Genomic DNA, 17,237 nt, shown 5'->3' with positions numbered 1-17,237 from the left:
CGCGCCGGGCGCCCGTACGCGGCCGCGCGCCCCCGATGGGGAGAAATCCGCTCAGAAGTCCGAACGGCCGTCCGATCCCCGGACAGGGCGCTCCGGCGCGGCCCGCAGGTCTTACGCTGCTCCCAACAACGCCCTCCCCACCCGCAGGAGGGCGCTTCCCGCCGCATCTCATCCATGGGAGTCACCACCGTGACCGAAATGACCGACGGCGTCCTGCACACCCTGTTCCGCACGGAACAGGGCGGCCACGAGCAGGTCGTGCTCTGCCAGGACCGCGCCAGTGGCCTCAAGGCCGTCATCGCCCTTCACTCCACCGCACTGGGCCCCGCGCTCGGCGGTACGCGCTTCCACGCGTACGCCTCGGACGAGGAGGCCGTCCTCGACGCCCTCAACCTCGCCCGCGGCATGTCGTACAAGAACGCCCTCGCCGGGCTCGACCACGGCGGCGGCAAGGCCGTGATCATCGGCGACCCGGCCAGTAGGGATCAAGGTGGTCTCAAGAGCGAGGAACTCCTGCTGGCCTACGGCCGGTTCGTCGAGTCCCTCGGCGGCCGCTACGTGACCGCCTGCGACGTCGGCACCTACGTCGCCGACATGGACGTGGTCGCGCGCGAGACCCGCTGGGCCACCGGCCGCTCCCCCGAGAACGGCGGCGCCGGCGACTCCTCGGTGCTCACCGCCTTCGGCGTCTTCCAGGGCATGCGCGCCAGCGCCCAGCACGTGTGGGGCGACCCGACCCTGCGCGGCCGCAAGGTCGGCGTCGCGGGCGTCGGCAAGGTCGGCCACCACCTGGTGGAGCACCTCCTGGCGGACGGGGCGGAGGTCGTCATCACCGACGTCCGGGCCGAGTCCGTACAGCGGATCCTGGACAAGCACCCGGGCAAGGTGACGGCGGTCGCCGACACCGACGCGCTGATCCGGCTGGCGGGACTGGACATCTACGCGCCCTGCGCGCTCGGCGGCGCCCTCGACGACGTCACCGTGCCGGTCCTCACCGCGAAGGTGGTGTGCGGCGCGGCGAACAACCAGCTCGCGCACCCCGGCGTGGAGAAGGACCTCGCGGACCGCGGCATCCTCTACGCGCCGGACTACGTGGTCAACGCGGGCGGCGTGATCCAGGTCGCCGACGAGCTGCACGGCTTCGACTTCGACCGCTGCAAGGCCAAGGCGACGAAGATCTTCGACACCACGCTGGCCATATTCGCACGTGCGAAGTCGGATGGGATTCCGCCGGCTGCGGCGGCCGATCGGATCGCCGAGCAGCGGATGGCCGAAGCGCGCGCCGCGCGGGGCTAGTCGACGGGTTCGACCGACGGGTCGGCGCCCGGTGGAGACCGGCGCCGGCCGCGGTTCGGGACGGGTTCGGGGCGTGTGTGCACCCGCCGGGGTTGCGGAGAGACGGAACTCACTGCGCTTCGGCGGGTCGCTCGCCAATATAGGGTTAAAATCGCAGCTGACCAGCGAGTACGGGGCGTCTCGCAGGCACTGTGCCGGGGCACGTCATGCGGGCGGCGTACCGTATGGCCGCGGAAGCAGGTACCGTTAAAGCCCTACGGACGGTCTCTCCACGGAGAGCCCGCTCCGAACCATGAACGCGTGTCAGACTCTGGGGCCGTCGAGCCCCGTCACCGAGGGGGTCGAGCCATGGGGCGCGGCCGGGCCAAGGCCAAGCAGACAAAGGTCGCCCGCCAGCTGAAGTACAACAGCGGCGGGACTGACCTCTCGCGTCTGGCCAATGAGCTGGGCGCATCGCCGACGGAGCCGCTGCCTGTCAGCGCGCCCGTCGAGGTCGATGACGAGCTGGACGACGACGATGACGACGACCCGTACGCCAAGTACGCGAAGTTGTACAACGGCGATGACGAGGACGAGGACGAAGAGTCCGGCCCGTCGGCGCAACGTCGCGGCGCTTGACGCATCCAGCGTCTACACCGCACCACCAGCATCTGAACAACAGTGAAACCCGGTCCAGGGCCAAGCCCCGGACCGGGTTTCATTGTGTTCCCGGCGCCTCGCGCCAGGTCCTGCCGGGTCAGCTCGCGTAGTCGCCCGTGAGGGTCGAGCCCTCGGTGTGCGCGCCGCGGTCAAGGATCTCGCCGGCGACCCAGGCGTCGACGCCCCGGTCGGCCAGCGCGGTCAGGGCCACGTCCACGGATTCCTGCGGCACCACGGCGATCATGCCGACGCCCATGTTCAGCGTCTTCTCCAGCTCTAGGCGCTCGACCTTGCCGGCGCGGCCGACCAGGTCGAAGATCGCGCCGGGGGCCCAGGTCGAGCGGTCGACCGTGGCGTGCAGGTGGTCCGGGACGACCCGGGCGAGGTTGGCCGCGAGGCCACCGCCCGTGATGTGCGAGAAGGCGTGGACCTCGGCGGTGCGGGTGAGGGCCAGGCAGTCCAACGAGTAGATCTTGGTCGGCTCCAGGAGCTCCTCGCCCAGGGTCCGGCCGAGCTCCTCCACGTGCCCCTCCAGCGCCATCTTGGCGCGGTCGAGGAGGACGTGGCGGACCAGCGAGTACCCGTTCGAGTGAAGCCCGGACGAAGCCATCGCGATGACGGCGTCCCCCGTACGGATGCGGTCCGCGCCGAGCAGGGCGTCGTACTCGACGACGCCCGTACCGGCGCCTGCGACGTCGAAGTCGTCCGGACCGAGCAGACCCGGGTGTTCGGCGGTCTCGCCGCCCACCAGGGCGCAGCCGGCCAGGACGCAGCCTTCGGCGATGCCCTTGACGATGGCCGCGACCCGCTCGGGGTGGACCTTGCCGACACAGATGTAGTCGGTCATGAAGAGCGGCTCGGCGCCGCAGACGACGATGTCGTCCATGACCATCGCGACCAGGTCGTGGCCGATCGTGTCGTACACGCCGAGCTGGCGGGCGATGTCCACCTTGGTGCCGACGCCGTCGGTCGCCGAGGCCAGGAGCGGGCGCTCGTAGCGCTTGAGGGCGGAGGCGTCGAAGAGGCCGGCGAAACCGCCGAGGCCGCCGAGGACCTCGGGGCGCTGCGTCTTCTTCACCCACTCCTTCATCAGCTCGACGGCGCGGTCGCCCGCTTCGATGTCGACGCCCGCGGCTGCGTAGCTGGCACCGGTGGTCTTCTCTGTCATGACAGGGATGAGCTTTCGTGTCGTTACTGCGGTTACTGCGGGTGCGTGATCAGGGACGACGGAGCGCGTCGGCGGCATCCTTGCCACCGGCCAGCTCGGACTCCAGGAGCTGCTTGCCCAGCAGCTGCGGGTCGGGCAGCTCCATGGGGTACTCGCCGTCGAAGCAGGCCCGGCAGAGGTTGGGCTTCTGGATGGTCGTCGCCTCGATCATCGAGTCGAGCGAGATGTACGAGAGGGAGTCGGCACCCATGGAGGTGGCGATCTCGTCGACCGTCATGCCGTTGGCGATCAGCTCCGCACGGGTGGCGAAGTCGATGCCGAAGAAGCAGGGCCACTTCACGGGCGGGGAGGAGATCCGGATGTGGATCTCGGCCGCGCCGGCCTCGCGGAGCATCTTGACCAGGGCGCGCTGGGTGTTGCCGCGGACGATCGAGTCGTCGACGACCACCAGGCGCTTGCCCCGGATGACTTCCTTGAGGGGGTTCAGCTTCAACCGGATGCCGAGCTGGCGGATCGTCTGCGAGGGCTGGATGAAGGTCCGGCCGACGTAGGCGTTCTTGACCAGGCCGACGCCGTACGGGATCCCGCTCGCTTCGGCGTATCCGACGGCGGCGGGCGTGCCGGACTCCGGTGTCGATATCACCAGGTCGGCGTCGGCGGGGGCTTCCTTGGCCAGGCGACGGCCCATCTCGACGCGCGAGAGGTAGACGTTGCGGCCGGCGATGTCGGTGTCCGGGCGCGCCAGGTAGACGTACTCGAAGACACAGCCCTTGGGCTTCGCTTCCGCGAATCGGGAGGAACGCAGACCGTTCTCGTCGATCGCGATCAGCTCGCCCGGTTCGACCTCGCGGACGAAGCTGGCGCCGCAGATGTCGAGGGCGGCGGTCTCGCTCGCCACCACCCAGCCGCGCTCCAGGCGGCCGAGGACCAGCGGGCGGATGCCCTGCGGGTCACGGGCGGTGTAGAGCGTCCCCTCGTCCATGAAGACGAGCGAGAAGGCCCCCTTGACCTGCGGGAGGACCTTGGTGGCCGACTCCTCGATGGTCAGGGGGCGGCCGTCGTCGTCCGTCTGCCCGGCGAGCAGGGCCGTCACGAGGTCCGTGTCGTTGGTCGCGGCCACCTGGGTGGCACGGCCGTCCTGTCGGGGGAGGTCGGCGACCATCCCCGCCAGCTCGGCGGTGTTCACCAGATTTCCGTTGTGACCCAGGGCAATGGAGCCGTGGGCCGTCGCACGGAAGGTGGGTTGCGCGTTCTCCCAGACGGATGCTCCGGTGGTCGAGTAGCGGGCGTGACCGACCGCGATATGACCTTGGAGGGATCCGAGAGAGGTTTCGTCGAAGACCTGGGACACGAGGCCCATGTCCTTGAAGACGAGGATCTGGGAACCGTTGCTCACAGCGATTCCCGCGGACTCTTGTCCGCGGTGCTGCAGTGCATACAGTCCGAAGTAGGTGAGCTTGGCGACCTCTTCACCCGGAGCCCAGACACCGAAGACGCCGCAAGCGTCCTGGGGGCCCTTCTCACCGGGGAGCAGGTCGTGGTTGAGTCGTCCATCACCACGAGGCACGCTTTGAGTGTAGGCGAGATCGACCACTGGTCCGAATTGGCGAAGGCCAGGAAATGTCACAGTGCGGACAGTCCGGTAAACCGGACGCAGGGTGACCATCTCGATATCCGGGATGCCCTGGTTGACAGGTACCTGTGGGTTCGCACAAGCTCCACTCCATGCAGTCCCTCGGTGACCAGCGCGTCACCCTCGTTGAGCGCCGCCACGTAGACCTGGTCCGTGTCGCGAGCGCTATCTGTCGCTGTTCCGCGTAACCACTCACATTTCGCGGTTCTTTTCCCTTTTCTGACCCTTTCTGGGTCTTTTCTGTCTGGGCCGGCCGGAGACTTCCGTCGGCGGCTCCGCCCTGGACTGGAGTACCTCTGTGAGCACGAACCGATCCGAGCTGTCCCGGCGCGCCTTCGGCGGTGCGGTAGGGGCCGGCGCGGCCACCGCCGCCGTCGCACTCGCCGCCTCCCCGGCGCAGGCGGCTCCGGCCGCCGGTCCCACGCCCGAGGCGCAGTACGCGCAGCCCCGGGAACGGGAGTTCAAGGCGGCCCGCGGCCGCTCCGGGCGCCGCCCGAACATCCTGTTCATCCTCGGCGACGACCTGGGCTGGGCCGACCTGTCCTCCTACGGCGCCCCGCACATCAAGACCCCGAACCTGGACCGACTGGCCCGCCAGGGCGTCCGGTTCACCGACGCCTACTCGGGGTCGGCGACCTGCTCGCCGACCCGGTTCAGCCTCTACACCGGTCGCTACCCGGGCCGTACCAAGGGCGGACTGGCCGAGCCGATCGCCGACAGGACGGCGGGGCTGGAGCCCACCCACCCCACGCTGGCCTCGCTGTTGCGCTCCTCCGGCTACGCCACCGCGCTGATCGGGAAGTGGCACTGCGGCTACCTCCCCGACTACAGCCCCACCAAGTCCGGCTGGGACGAGTTCTTCGGCAACTTCGGCGGAGCCCTGGAGTACTACTCCAAGCTGGGCCTGGGCGGCGAGTACGACCTCTACGAGGGCGACGCCGAGTACAAGGACCTGCGCTACTACACCCGGATCCTGACCGAGCGCGCGAGCGAGTACGTCGGCCGCCGCCACGACAAGCCGTGGCTGCTGAACCTGAACTTCACCACCCCGCACTGGCCTTGGATAGCCGACGGCGACACCGAGGCGAGCAAGGAGGTCGTCCGCCGGATCAAGGCGGGGGACGGGCGCGCGCTGTGGCACCAGGACGGCGGCTCGGTCGAGAAGTACACGCAGATGGTCGAGGACCTCGACCGCTCGGTCGGCGAGGTGCTCGCCGCGCTGAAGCGCTCCGGGCAGGAGGACGACACCCTGGTCTTCTTCGCCAGCGACAACGGCGGCGAGCGCTTCTCCTACAACTGGCCGCTGAGCGGCAACAAGGCCGTCCTGCAGGAGGGCGGGATCCGGGTCCCCACCCTCGTCCGCTGGCCCGCCCGGATCGACGGCGGCCAGGTCAGCCACGTCCCGGTGGTCACCCCGGACTGGACGGCGACCCTGCTGGAACTGGCCGGGGCCCGCCCCGACCGGGCCTACCCGCTCGACGGCAGGAGCCTGGCCGGGTACCTGCTGCGCGGCGAGAAGGCCCCGCAGCACGACCTGTTCTGGCGGGTGCGCGGGGAGCGGGCGCTGCGCCGCGGCGACTGGAAGTACTACCGCGGCAAGACGGGCCGCGACCAGCTCTTCAACCTGGCCGGGGACATCCGCGAGCAGGCCGACAAGGCGGCCCTGGAGCCGGCCCGCCTCGCGGAGTTGCGGGCGGCCTGGGAGAAGACGGACGCGGGACTGCTCCCCTACCCGACGACCTGATCCGCACCCGGTCAGCTCATCAGGGGGAGCAGCGCGGAGAGGTCGGCGCGCTCGCCGCTGGCCCGGACCCGGGCGTCCGCCAGGGCCTCGGCCCAGCCCTCGCGGCCGGTGGCGAGCCGGATCCAGGTGATCGGGTCGGTCTCCACCACGTTCGGCGGGGTGCCCCGGGTGTGCCGGGGGCCCTCGACGCACTGGACCACCGCGAACGGCGGCACGCGGAACTCCACCGCTCCGCCCGGCGCCTTCACCGCGAGGGCGTCGGCGAGCAACCGGGTGCAGGCGGCCAGGGCCTGGCGGTCGACCGGAACCTCCACCCCGGTGGCGCGCCGCAGGTCATCGGTGTGCACGACCAGCTCGACGGTGCGGGTGACCAGGAAGTCGGCCAGGGTCATGGCCCCGATCCACAGGTCCAGGACCCGGCTGCCGGGGTGCGATTCCAGCGCCTCGGCCAGCCGGGCCCCGGCCCGGTCGTAGAGCTCCGTGAGCGGGGCCCCCTCCAGGGTCTCCTTGGCCGCCTCGGCGATCTTACCCGCCAGGGAGGCCGTGGCGGAGGGCCACTCCTCGGCGGCCAGTTCGGCGACGGCGGCGGGTGGGCGGGCGAGTCCGGCGGCCAGCGAATCGGCGATCCAGGCGATGTGCGCGGCGAGTTCGGCGACGGACCAGTGCCCGACCCCACTCGGCCCGGCCAGCTGTTCGGGGTCCAACCCCCTTACGGCGTCGCGGACATGACCGAACTGTGCGAGGACGGCCGCGCGGGTCTTGGCGAGGTCGTAGGTGCGCGGCTTCTTCTTGGCGGGCGGCATGGGCCGACCCTACGCGCCCCGGGTCCGCCGGGACGCGCGCGCCGTCAGGACTTCGGGGCCGCCGGCAAGGTGGCCGCGCAGCCCGCCTCCGCCGCCACGCGCAGGGCGGCCCCGCGAGCCAGTCCCGCCAGGAAGCCGGGCTCGCCGCGGCCCGGACCGTCCCCCTCGGTCGCCGCGGTCACCCGCAAGGAGGTCACCGCGCCCGACGCCGTCGGGTCGGCGCACTTCGCGACCGCCGTGACGCTGCGCGGGCCCTGTTCGAAGCGGCTGTCGCCCGGTTCGGCGTCCTTGGAGGAGGTCACCGTGAGGGAGAGGAACTCCGCCATCTCCTGCTGCCCCTCGAAGGTCACCGCGCGCCGCAGCACGCACAGGTGCACCCCCGCCGGGCCCGCGTCCACCGTGTTCCCGCCGACCCGCATCACCTCGTCCGGGTCGACCAACCCCCGGCAGGCCGCGGTGATCTCGGACCGGCTCGTCGCGCGCTCCCCGTAGCGGTCGTAGACGAACCAAGCGGCCACCCCGGCGGCCACCAGGACCACCGGCATCCCGACCCCGAGGAGCCATCGGCCCCGACTCTGCGACATCTCGCCCCCGTTCCCCCGCCGGCCCCGCACCGACGACGGTGCGGGCTGCCCGCTCGACCGAACGGACGAGCCCCCGCCCGGAACGGTTCCGGACGGGGGCTCGGCTCGCGACGGAGCGGCGGCTCAGGCGAGCAGCGCCGGGATGGTCGCCTCGTGCGCGGTGCGCAGTTCCTCCAGGGTGAGCGTGAACTCGCCCTGGATCTCGATCTCTTCGCCGTCCACGACACCGATGCGGGTGGCGGGCAGGCCGCGCGCGCCGCACATGTCGGTGAAGCGGAGTTCCTCGCTGCGCGGCACGGCCACGATGGCCCGGCCGGCGGACTCGGAGAAGAGGAAGGTGAAGGCGTCCAGCGCCTCCGGGACCACGATCCGCGCGCCGTTGCCGCCCTTGAGGCAGGACTCGACGAGCGCCTGGACGACGCCGCCGTCGGACAGGTCGTGCGCGGCGTCGATCATGCCGTCGCGCGAGCCGGAGATGAGGATCTCGCCGAGGAGCTTCTCGCGACCCAGGTCCACCTTGGGCGGCAGGCCGCCGAGGTGCTGGTGGACCACCTCGGACCAGGCGGAGCCGCCCAGTTCCTCGGCCGTGTCGCCCAGCAGGTACAGCAGCTGGCCGGCCTCCGCGAACGCCATCGGCGTGCGGCGGTTGACGTCGTCGATCACACCGAGGACCGCCACGACCGGAGTCGGGTGGATCGCGATGTCACCGGTCTGGTTGTAGAGCGAGACGTTGCCGCCGGTGACCGGGGTGCCCAGCTCCAGGCAGCCGTCCGCGAGACCGCGGGTGGCCTCGGCGAACTGCCACATGACGTCCGGGTCCTCGGGGGAACCGAAGTTCAGGCAGTTCGAGATCGCCAGCGGCTTGGCGCCGGTGGCCGCCACGTTGCGGTACGACTCCGCCAGCGCGAGCTGCGCGCCCGCGTAGGGGTCGAGCTTCGCGAAACGACCGTTGCCGTCCGTGGACATCGCCACGCCGAGGTTGGTCACCTCGTCGATGCGGACCATGCCGGCGTCCTCGGGCTGCGAGAGCACCGTGTTGCCCTGCACGAACCGGTCGTACTGGTCGGTGATCCACGACTTCGACGCCTGGTTCGGGGAGGACACCAGGGCCAGGACCTGCGCGCGCAGCTCCTCGGAGGTCTGCGGACGGGCCAGCTTGTTCGCGTCGTCCGCCTGGAGCGCGTCCTGCCAGGAGGGGCGCGCGTAGGGCCGGTTGTAGACCGGACCCTCGTGGGCGACCGTGCCCGGGGGCACGTCCACGATCTGCTCGCCGTGCCAGAAGATCTCCAGGCGCTCGCCCTCGGTCACCTCACCGATGACGGTGGCGATGACGTCCCACTTCTCGCAGATCTCCATGAAGCGGGCCACGTACCGCGGCTCCACGATCGCGCACATGCGCTCCTGCGACTCGCTCATGAGGATTTCCTCGGGCGAGAGCGTCGCGTCGCGCAGCGGGACGGTGTCCAGCTCGACGCGCATGCCACCGGAACCGGCCGAGGCCAGCTCGGAGGTGGCGCAGGAGAGCCCGGCGCCGCCGAGGTCCTGGATGCCCGCGACCAGCTTCTCCTTGAAGATCTCCAGGGTGCACTCGATGAGGAGCTTCTCCTGGAAGGGGTCGCCGACCTGCACGGCGGGGCGCTTGGTGGGCTTCGTGTCGTCGAAGGTCTCGGACGCGAGGACCGAGACGCCGCCGATGCCGTCGCCGCCGGTGCGGGCGCCGTAGAGGATGACCTTGTTGCCGGGGCCGGAGGCCTTGGCGAGGTGGATGTCCTCGTGCTTCATCACGCCGATGCAACCGGCGTTGACCAGCGGGTTGCCCTGGTAGCAGGCGTCGAAGACGACCTCGCCACCGATGTTCGCCAGACCCAGGCAGTTGCCGTAGCCACCGATGCCCGCGACGACGCCCGGCAGGACGCGCTTGGTGTCGGGGTGGTCGGCGGCGCCGAAGCGCAGCGGGTCCACGACCGCGACCGGGCGGGCGCCCATGGCGAGGATGTCGCGCACGATGCCGCCGATGCCGGTGGCCGCGCCCTGGTAGGGCTCGATGTACGACGGGTGGTTGTGCGACTCGACCTTGAAGGTGACCGCGTAGCCCTGGCCGACGTCGACGACACCGGCGTTCTCGCCGATCCCGACGAGCATCGCGTCGTTCTCCGGGATCTTCTCGCCGAACTGCTTCAGGTGGACCTTGCTGCTCTTGTACGAGCAGTGCTCGGACCACATGACGGAGTACATGGCGAGCTCGGCACCGGTGGGGCGGCGGCCGAGGATCTCGCGGATCCGGGCGTACTCGTCCTCCTTGAGGCCGAGTTCCTTCCAGGGCTGGGAGGCGTCCGGGGTCTCGGAGGCGTTCTTGACGGTGTCGAGGCTCATGCGCTGACCAGCTTCTTCAGGACCGAGGTGAAGAACGGGAGGCCGTCGGTGCGGCCCGTCCCGATCAGCGGTTCCACCGCGTGCTCCGGGTGCGGCATGAGGCCGACCACGTTGCCCGCGGCGTTGGTGATGCCCGCGATGTCGCGCAGGGAGCCGTTCGGGTTCACGTCCAGGTACCGGAAGGCCACGCGACCTTCGGCCTCCAGTTCGTCGAGCGTGTGCTCGTCGGCGACGTAGCGGCCGTCCATGTTCTTCAGCGGTACGGAGATCTCCTGGCCGGCGGCGTAGTCGCCGGTCCACGCGGTCTCCGCGTTCTCCACGCGCAGCTTCTGGTCGCGGCAGATGAAGTGCAGGTGGTTGTTGCGGAGCATCGCGCCCGGCAGCAGGTGGGCCTCGGTGAGGACCTGGAAGCCGTTGCAGATGCCGAGGACGGGCATGCCGGCCCGCGCGGCGTCGACGATCGTCTCCATCACCGGCGAGAACCGGGAGATGGCTCCGGCGCGCAGGTAGTCGCCGTAGCTGAAGCCGCCCGCGAGGACGACCGCGTCGACCTGGTGCAGGTCCTTGTCGCGGTGCCACAGCGAGACCGGCTCGGCCCCCGCGAGGCGGACGGCGCGCAGCGAGTCACGGTCGTCGAGCGTTCCGGGGAACGTGACGACTCCGATGCGAGTGGTCACCGTCAGGCCTCGACCTTCACGGTGAAGTCTTCGATGACGGTGTTGGCGAGGAACGTTTCGGCCATCTTGTGGATGCGGTCGAGGGCGGCCTGGTCGACCGGTCCCTCCACCTCCAACTCGAAGCGCTTCCCCTGGCGGACGTCGGCGATCCCCTCGAAGCCCAGACGCGGCAGCGCACGCTGCACCGCCTGGCCCTGGGGGTCGAGGATCTCCGGCTTGAGCATGACGTCGACTACGACGCGTGCCATCGGGCACTCCCGTGTGGTGGTTGGTGCGAAGGCGGTTCCATCAGCGTACCCGGCCAAAATTTCTACGCGGGTAGATATCGGACGAGGGGGCCCGCCGAGCGGTTTCGGCTTCACCAACGCTTCGCAAAATCCCTCGGAAAAACACGCACCCGGGATTGCGGCGGGACACGCGGAGCGAATTAACTGGGCTTCGCTATACAACGCGAATCACGGTACAAAGGAATCCCCCCGAAAACCGGGGGAAAGAAGCAATGCTCCGAAGCATCCACACAGTCGGCATCACCCCACGTCAACCCGTGCCGGTGCCGCACGAAGGGACCGATATCCGTGGCGCAGCGCGTAGTAGTCACGATCTCCGACGACATCGACGGCGGAGAAGCGGCGGAAACGGTCGTCTTCGCTCTGGACGGTAAGTCGTACGAGATCGACCTCAATGTCGCCAACGCAAAGAAGCTCCGCAAGGGTCTGGCTCCTTACGTGGCGGCGGGGCGCCGGCAGTCCCGCTCCGGGAAGACCTTCAAGCACACGTCGATCGCCCCCGACCCGGCGGTCGTCCGCGCGTGGGCGCGCTCCAACCAGCTCGACGTGCCGCCCCGCGGCCGCATCCCCAAGAAGGTCTACGAGGCGTACAACGCCGCCCACTGACCCCCGATTTGCCATCCACCCCCAGGGATCGGCTAGTGTGTGGATCACGCCGAGGGGCCAGACCGCAGGTCAAAGCCCCGAAGGTCGTGCGGGTGTAGTTCAGTAGCAGAACATCCCTCTTCCAGGGGGAAGGCGCAGTGTGCAATTCCTGTCACCCGCTCTGCACGCTTTACCGACCACTGTGGTGGATCGGGTACAGTGATGCTCGCAACCGCTTGATGGCCCCCTTACGGGAAGCGATCATCGCGAGTTTGCGGACGTAGCTCAGTTGGTAGAGCACCACCTTGCCAAGGTGGATGTCGCGAGTTCGAGTCTCGTCGTCCGCTCTTGATTCAAGAGTTTCATCAGAAGGCCCCAGTCATCGACTGGGGCCTTCTGCGTTGGCGCTCGCACCCCACGGTTCCCACCGGCCCCCGAGCGCCCCATGCCCTCCCGACCTGCGATGACAAATGTCATCGGTCGTGGTGACAGCGCGCACTGAGCCGCTTCCGGAAACGGCCGGAGGCTGGGGTCATGACTGACACCGAGCGGACAGTGATCGAAGCCGAGGAGCTGCGCCGCGGCTACTCGGGCGGGTTCGAGGCCGTGCGCGGCGTCTCCTTCTCCGTCGCCCGCGGCGAGATCTTCGCCCTCCTCGGCACCAACGGGGCCGGGAAGACCTCCGCCGTCGAGCTGCTGGAGGGGTTGGCCGCGCCGAGCGCGGGCCGGGCCCGGGTCTTCGGGCTCGACCCCTTCCGCCGGCGGGCGGCCGTACGCCCCCGCACCGGGGTGATGCTCCAGGAGGGCGGCTTCCCCTCCGACCTGTCCGTCGCGGAGACCGTCCGGATGTGGTCCGGGGTCACCAGCGGCGCCCGCCCGGGCACGGAGGTGCTGGAGCTGGTCCGGCTCGGGGAGCGGGCGAACGTACGGGTCAAGCAGCTGTCCGGCGGGGAGCGGCGGCGGCTCGATCTGGCGCTGGCCCTGCTCGGGCGGCCCGAGGTGCTCTTCCTCGACGAGCCGACCACCGGCATGGATCCGGAAGGGCGCCGGGACACCTGGGCGCTGGTGCGGGCGCTGCGGGACGAGGGCACCACGGTGCTGCTGACCACGCACTACCTGGAGGAGGCGCAGGAGTTGGCGGACCGGCTGGCGATCCTGCACGAGGGGGAAATCGTCCTGTCCGGCACCCCGGCCGAGGTGAGCGCGACCCGGCCGGCCCGGATCCGCTTCACCCTGCCCGCGGAGGTGGCGGCGGCCCGGCTGCCGCTGGCCCTGCGGGCCGCCGCGGACGGGCAGCGGGTGGAGATCCGTACCGACCGGCTCCAGTCGGCGCTCGGCGAGCTGCTGCGCTGGGCCGACGAGGCCGCGGTGGAGCTGGCCGGGCTCGACGCCCGGTCGGCCTCACTGGAGGAGGCCTTCCTGGAGATCGCCCGCAGCCACCGCGCGGACGGGCGCGCCGACGCGACGGCGGGAAGCCGATGAGCACGAACGGCTCGGCCGCGACCCGCGGCGCGACCGGCGGCCCGGGCGGCCCGCGCCTCCCGGACCTGAGGCTGCGGCGGCTCGCCGCCCTCGGCCGGTCCGAACTCACCCTTCTGGTCCGCAACCGGGCCGCGCTGTCCGTGGCGCTGCTGATGCCGCTGGCGCTGGTCCTCTCCCTGCGCTCCACCCTCAGCGCGAACGGCGCGGCCGCCGTCGGCGAAGCCACCCTGACCGGCGGCATCGGCTCGGTGCTGCTGCTCGTCGTCTACATGAACCTCGTCTCGGCGTACGTCGCCCGGCGCGAGGAGCTCGTCCTCAAGCGGCTGCGCACCGGCGAGGCCGGGGACCTGGAGATCCTGGCCGGGACCGCGCTGCCCGCCACCGTGCTGGCGCTGGCGCAGAGCGCCGTCCTGGTCCTCGCGGGGGCGCCCGTACTCCACGTGCGCGGCCCGCGGGACCCCGCGGTGCTCGTCCTCGCCGTCCTCGCCGGGATCGTGCTGCTGGCCGGACTCTCGGCCCTCACCAGCGCGTTCACCCGCAATGTGGAGAGCGCGGGCCTGACCACCCTCCCGCTCCTCCTCGTCTCGATGATCGGCTCCGGGCTGTTCGTACCGGCCGACTCGCTGCCCGACGGCGTCGCCCGGGTGGCCGAACTGCTGCCGCTGAGCGGGGTGATGATCCTGGTGCGGGCAGGCTGGGCGGGCGGGGACGCGGCCCTGCTCGCACCCGCCGCGACCACGCTGGCCTGGATCGCCGTCACGGTGTTTGCTGTGGGTCGGTGGTTCCGCTGGGAACCGCGGCGCTAGGCGGAGGGCGGGCCTTTGTCCAGGTTGACCGGGTGGTGGAAGGACCGCGGGAGCGCGGCCAAGGTCGAGCTGTACACCCGCGGTTCGTTCCACTTCTTCGCGGCCACGGAGGCGCTGTCGATCGGACTGTTCCCGGTCATGTCGGCCGAGCACGGTGGCCGACTCGGCGTCCTGGTCCTCCTGTTGGTCTGCGCGCACGCCGCGCTGTGCGGGCTGCTCACCTCGCGCGCGCTGGACCGGGTGGTGGGCCGGCGCGAGCGCCCGGCGCGCCTGACCCTCGCGACCTCGCTGGTCACCGGCGCGACGGCGGTCGTCCCGCTCGCCCTGATGACGGACCCCGCCCTGCTCGACCTGAAAGTGGGCACGACGGTGGTGGTCGGGACGGTCGGCTTCGGCACCGCGGCGGTGACGATGGCGCTGGAGTCCGCCCGCCGCGCGCGGTACGCGCCCCCGGCCGCGGCGCTCGCCACGGCGCTGGCGGCCCTCGCACTGGGCCACTCCGCCGGGTTGGCGCTCGGACTGCTGGTCGGGGTGCTGCTCAGCGGCCCGCTGCTCTACTTCACCCACGCCTTCTCCACCTGGCTGCTGGCCACGGTGTGGGAGCTGGACCGGGCGCGGGAACTCCAGGCCCGGCTGGCGGTCGCCGAGGAGCGGCTGCGCTTCGGCCGGGACCTGCACGACGTGATGGGCCGCAACCTCGCGGTGATCGCGCTCAAGAGCGAACTGGCGGTCCAACTGGCGCGGCGCGGGCGCGCGGAGGCGGTGGACCAGATGGTCGAGGTGCAGCGGATCGCGCGGGAATCGCAGCGGGAGGTTCGGGACGTGGTGCGGGGCTACCGGGAGGCCGATCTCGCGGTGGAGCTGGAGGGAGCGCGCGGGGTGCTGAGCGCCGCCGGCATCGACTGCCGGGTCGAGCTGTCGGAGCCGCCGGAGCTGCCGGTGGCGGTGCAGTCCGCGCTGGGCTGGGTGGTCCGCGAGGCGACCACCAACGTCCTGCGGCACGGGGACGCCCGCGGCTGCCTGATCCGGTTGGCGGGCGGCGACGCGGGGGCGGTGGTGCTGGTCGTCGAGAACGACGGGGCGCCGCCGGAGCCGGCCGGGGCCGGTCGGGAACGGGGGTCGGGGCTCGCGGGGCTGCGGGAGCGGCTGGCGGCGCTGGGGGGTTCGCTGGAGGCGGGGACCGTGCCGGCCGCGGGTGCGGCGGGTCCGGCGGGTCCGGCCACCGCGTCGGGCGTCTTCCGCCTGCGGGCCGAGGTGCCCGGGCAGCGGCTGCGGGCGGAGAACGCGCACGAGGAGGCACGGACGTGAACACGGGCAGCGCGGGCGCCGCCGTCGGTACGGGCGGTACGGGCGGGACGGGCGGTACGGGCGGTACGGGCGGTACGGGCGGTACGGGCCGCGCGGAGGGGCCCGTACGGGTGCTGCTCGCCGATGACGAGCACCTGATCCGGGGCGCGCTGGCCGCGCTGCTGGGGCTGGAGGACGACCTCCTGGTGGTCGCCGAAGCGGCCACGGGGCCCGAGGCCCTCGCGATGGCGCGGGCCCACCGGCCGGACGTGGCGGTGCTGGACCTCCAGATGCCGGGGGCGGACGGTGTGAGCGTGGCCACATCCCTGCGGGCCGAGCTCCCGGGCTGCCGGACCATGATCGTGACCAGTCACGGCCGCCCCGGGCACCTGAAGCGGGCCCTGACCGCGGGCGTGCGGGCCTTCGTGCCCAAGACCGTGTCGGCGCAGCGGCTGGCCGAGATCATCCGGACCGTGCGCGCCGGAGGGCGGTACGTGGACCCGGAGTTGGCGGCCGACGCGATCAGCGCGGGGGACTCCCCGCTGACCGCCCGGGAGGCGGAGGTGCTGGAGCTCGCGGCGGACGGGGCACCGGTCGCGGAGATCGCGGAGCGGGCCTCGCTGTCGCAGGGCACCGTCCGCAACTACCTCTCCTCGGCGGCGGCGAAGCTCGGCGCCGAGAACCGGCACACGGCAGTGCGTCTCGCACGCGCCCGGGGTTGGGTATAGTAGGTCTCGCCTTACGGCGCTTGCGGACATAGCTCAGTTGGTAGAGCACCACCTTGCCAAGGTGGATGTCGCGCGTTCGAGTCGCGTTGTCCGCTCTGTAAGGAAGAAACCCCTGGTCATCGACCAGGGGTTTCTTCGTGTCCGGCGACCCGGGCCCTGCCCTCCCGGCCCCGCCGCAGCGCATGGCGGCGGGCCCGGGAGGCGCGGATCAGGTCCAGCTCTTCCAGCTCTGGCCGGTGAGCCGCTCGTACGCCTCGATGTACTTGGCACGGGTCTGCTCGACCACGTCCTGCGGCAGCGCGGGCGGCGGGAGCTCACCGTGGCGGTCCCAGCCGGAGGCCGGGGAGGCCAGCCAGTCGCGGACGTACTGCTTGTCGTAGGAGGGCTGCGCGCGGCCCGGCTCCCACAGGTCGGCGGGCCAGAAGCGGGAGGAGTCCGGGGTCAGCACCTCGTCGGCGGCGACCAGGGTGCCGTCCTTGTCGAAGCCGAACTCGAACTTGGTGTCCGCCAGGATGATCCCGCGGTCCCGGGCGATGTCGCGGGCCCGCCCGTACACGGCGAGGGTCGCCTGGCGCAGCAGCGCCGCCGTCTCGGGACCGGTGGTCCGCGCGACCTCCTCGTAGGAGACGTTCTCGTCGTGCTCGCCGACCGCGGCCTTGGCGGCCGGGGTGAAGATCGGGGCGGGCAGCTCGGAGCCGTCCACGAGGCCCTCGGGGAGCGCGAGGCCGCACACGGTCCGGGTCTGCTCGTACTCGGCGAGCCCCGAGCCGGTGAGGTAGCCGCGGGCCACGCACTCGACGGCGATCATGTCGAGGTTCTGGCAGATCAGCGTGCGGCCCGCCCAGTCGGCGGGGGCGCCGGCCGGCAGCTCGGTGCTGATGACGTGGTTCGGCGTGATGTCCGCGAGCTGGTCGAACCACCAGAGGGAGAGCTGCGTCAGGACGCGGCCCTTGTCCGGGATCTCGGTGGGCAGCACCCAGTCGAAGGCGGACATCCGGTCGCTCGCGACCATGACGAGGTTGCCGTCCCCGTCGCGGTAGAGGTCGCGCACCTTGCCGGTGTGGAGGTGGACGAGGCCCGGCACCTGCACCGGCTCGGGCTTTTCGACGAATCCGGACACGGGGTCTCCCTGTGGTTCTGTACGA

The 17,237-nt window shown here is 71.3% G+C and carries 17 protein-coding genes and 3 tRNA genes; 12 read left to right on the top strand and 8 right to left on the bottom strand.

What is annotated here, in order from left to right; all coding sequences use genetic code 11:
* Positions 1–189 precede the first annotated feature (189 nt).
* Both ACIBEA_RS25695 and ACIBEA_RS25690 read left to right on the top strand, forming a co-directional pair.
* Positions 190–1,296 (top strand): Leu/Phe/Val dehydrogenase, encoded by a 1,107-nt coding sequence (locus ACIBEA_RS25695; RefSeq protein WP_399264706.1) that lies wholly within the window; start codon positions 190–192, stop codon positions 1,294–1,296.
* Between the two features lie 348 nt (positions 1,297–1,644).
* On the top strand, positions 1,645–1,914 hold the full coding sequence (locus tag ACIBEA_RS25690) for a DUF3073 domain-containing protein (RefSeq protein WP_399264704.1): 270 nt from the start codon (positions 1,645–1,647) through the stop codon (positions 1,912–1,914).
* Between the two features lie 118 nt (positions 1,915–2,032).
* Here the strand turns inward: ACIBEA_RS25690 and purM are convergent, their stop codons facing one another.
* The gene (gene purM, locus ACIBEA_RS25685) at positions 2,033–3,103 is read right to left on the bottom strand and encodes a phosphoribosylformylglycinamidine cyclo-ligase (protein ID WP_399264702.1); all 1,071 of its coding nucleotides are present in this window, start codon (positions 3,101–3,103) and stop codon (positions 2,033–2,035) included.
* Between the two features lie 49 nt (positions 3,104–3,152).
* Entirely contained in the window at positions 3,153–4,670 is a 1,518-nt protein-coding gene (purF, locus tag ACIBEA_RS25680) for an amidophosphoribosyltransferase (protein WP_399264700.1), read from the bottom strand.
* Positions 4,671–4,828: 158 nt separating this feature from the next.
* Here purF and ACIBEA_RS25675 point away from each other — a divergent pair, with 158 nt between their 5' ends.
* A complete protein-coding gene (locus tag ACIBEA_RS25675) occupies positions 4,829–4,924 on the top strand; it encodes a putative leader peptide (RefSeq protein ID WP_399264828.1) in 96 nt (31 codons plus the stop codon).
* Between the two features lie 110 nt (positions 4,925–5,034).
* The gene (locus tag ACIBEA_RS25670; RefSeq protein WP_399264698.1) at positions 5,035–6,480 is read left to right on the top strand and encodes a sulfatase-like hydrolase/transferase; all 1,446 of its coding nucleotides are present in this window, start codon (positions 5,035–5,037) and stop codon (positions 6,478–6,480) included.
* An 11-nt stretch (positions 6,481–6,491) separates the two neighbouring features.
* On the opposite strand, the gene ACIBEA_RS25665 is transcribed toward ACIBEA_RS25670, so the two are convergent.
* The 5 genes from ACIBEA_RS25665 to purS form a co-directional block, all read right to left on the bottom strand.
* Complete coding sequence (locus ACIBEA_RS25665) at positions 6,492–7,283, bottom strand: sterol carrier family protein (RefSeq protein WP_399264696.1); 792 nt, start codon at positions 7,281–7,283, stop codon at positions 6,492–6,494.
* Positions 7,284–7,327: 44 nt separating this feature from the next.
* Positions 7,328–7,867, bottom strand: coding sequence for a hypothetical protein (locus ACIBEA_RS25660; protein ID WP_399264694.1), 540 nt, complete (start codon positions 7,865–7,867; stop codon positions 7,328–7,330).
* 123 nt (positions 7,868–7,990) lie between these two features.
* Positions 7,991–10,240 carry a phosphoribosylformylglycinamidine synthase subunit PurL gene (purL, locus tag ACIBEA_RS25655; RefSeq protein WP_399264692.1) on the bottom strand — a complete coding sequence of 750 codons (2,250 nt, stop codon included), beginning with the start codon at positions 10,238–10,240 and terminating at the stop codon, positions 7,991–7,993.
* Entirely contained in the window at positions 10,237–10,917 is a 681-nt protein-coding gene (gene purQ / locus ACIBEA_RS25650; RefSeq protein ID WP_399264690.1) for a phosphoribosylformylglycinamidine synthase subunit PurQ, read from the bottom strand. The genes purL and purQ overlap by 4 nt, the downstream gene beginning before the upstream one ends.
* A 2-nt stretch (positions 10,918–10,919) precedes the next feature.
* Entirely contained in the window at positions 10,920–11,165 is a 246-nt protein-coding gene (purS, locus tag ACIBEA_RS25645) for a phosphoribosylformylglycinamidine synthase subunit PurS (protein ID WP_030009438.1), read from the bottom strand.
* Positions 11,166–11,492: 327 nt separating this feature from the next.
* Here purS and ACIBEA_RS25640 point away from each other — a divergent pair, with 327 nt between their 5' ends.
* The 8 genes from ACIBEA_RS25640 (at position 11,493) to ACIBEA_RS25605 (ending at position 16,187) form a co-directional block, all read left to right on the top strand.
* Entirely contained in the window at positions 11,493–11,810 is a 318-nt protein-coding gene (locus ACIBEA_RS25640) for an Lsr2 family protein (protein WP_354378979.1), read from the top strand.
* 88 nt (positions 11,811–11,898) lie between these two features.
* Positions 11,899–11,970 (top strand) — tRNA-Gly (locus tag ACIBEA_RS25635).
* A gap of 93 nt (positions 11,971–12,063) precedes the next feature.
* A tRNA-Gly gene (locus ACIBEA_RS25630) sits at positions 12,064–12,136 on the top strand.
* A 187-nt stretch (positions 12,137–12,323) separates the two neighbouring features.
* On the top strand, positions 12,324–13,271 hold the full coding sequence (locus ACIBEA_RS25625; protein ID WP_399264687.1) for an ABC transporter ATP-binding protein: 948 nt from the start codon (positions 12,324–12,326) through the stop codon (positions 13,269–13,271).
* Positions 13,268–14,077, top strand: a complete 810-nt coding sequence (locus ACIBEA_RS25620; protein WP_399264685.1) for an ABC transporter permease — start codon at positions 13,268–13,270, stop codon at positions 14,075–14,077. The genes ACIBEA_RS25625 and ACIBEA_RS25620 overlap by 4 nt, the downstream gene beginning before the upstream one ends.
* A 15-nt stretch (positions 14,078–14,092) precedes the next feature.
* Positions 14,093–15,385 carry a sensor histidine kinase gene (locus ACIBEA_RS25615; protein WP_399264683.1) on the top strand — a complete coding sequence of 431 codons (1,293 nt, stop codon included), beginning with the start codon at positions 14,093–14,095 and terminating at the stop codon, positions 15,383–15,385.
* A 110-nt stretch (positions 15,386–15,495) separates the two neighbouring features.
* Complete coding sequence (locus ACIBEA_RS25610; protein WP_399264826.1) at positions 15,496–16,092, top strand: response regulator; 597 nt, start codon at positions 15,496–15,498, stop codon at positions 16,090–16,092.
* A 22-nt stretch (positions 16,093–16,114) separates the two neighbouring features.
* Positions 16,115–16,187 (top strand) — tRNA-Gly (locus ACIBEA_RS25605).
* A 113-nt stretch (positions 16,188–16,300) separates the two neighbouring features.
* Here ACIBEA_RS25605 and ACIBEA_RS25600 read toward each other — a convergent pair.
* Positions 16,301–17,212 carry a phosphoribosylaminoimidazolesuccinocarboxamide synthase gene (locus ACIBEA_RS25600; RefSeq protein WP_399264681.1) on the bottom strand — a complete coding sequence of 304 codons (912 nt, stop codon included), beginning with the start codon at positions 17,210–17,212 and terminating at the stop codon, positions 16,301–16,303.
* Positions 17,213–17,237: the final 25 nt, after the last annotated feature.

Origin of the sequence: Streptomyces sp. NPDC051555, assembly GCF_044454405.1 — a bacterium.
Lineage (GTDB): Bacteria > Actinomycetota > Actinomycetes > Streptomycetales > Streptomycetaceae > Streptomyces.
Note: the sequence above shows the minus strand (reverse complement) of the source record. Positions and strands in the feature narration are given on the sequence as shown.

Bases quoted from the DNA above. Each gene is read 5' to 3' on its own strand.
- ACIBEA_RS25690 (WP_399264704.1), top strand. From the start codon at position 1,645: ATGGGGCGCGGCCGGGCCAAGGCCAAGCAGACAAAGGTCGCCCGCCAG.
- purM (WP_399264702.1), bottom strand. From the start codon at position 3,103: ATGACAGAGAAGACCACCGGTGCCAGCTACGCAGCCGCGGGCGTCGAC.
- ACIBEA_RS25675 (WP_399264828.1), top strand. From the start codon at position 4,829: ATGCAGTCCCTCGGTGACCAGCGCGTCACCCTCGTTGAGCGCCGCCAC.
- ACIBEA_RS25665 (WP_399264696.1), bottom strand. From the start codon at position 7,283: ATGCCGCCCGCCAAGAAGAAGCCGCGCACCTACGACCTCGCCAAGACC.
- ACIBEA_RS25660 (WP_399264694.1), bottom strand. From the start codon at position 7,867: ATGTCGCAGAGTCGGGGCCGATGGCTCCTCGGGGTCGGGATGCCGGTG.
- purL (WP_399264692.1), bottom strand. From the start codon at position 10,240: ATGAGCCTCGACACCGTCAAGAACGCCTCCGAGACCCCGGACGCCTCC.
- purS (WP_030009438.1), bottom strand. From the start codon at position 11,165: ATGGCACGCGTCGTAGTCGACGTCATGCTCAAGCCGGAGATCCTCGAC.
- ACIBEA_RS25625 (WP_399264687.1), top strand. From the start codon at position 12,324: ATGACTGACACCGAGCGGACAGTGATCGAAGCCGAGGAGCTGCGCCGC.
- ACIBEA_RS25620 (WP_399264685.1), top strand. From the start codon at position 13,268: ATGAGCACGAACGGCTCGGCCGCGACCCGCGGCGCGACCGGCGGCCCG.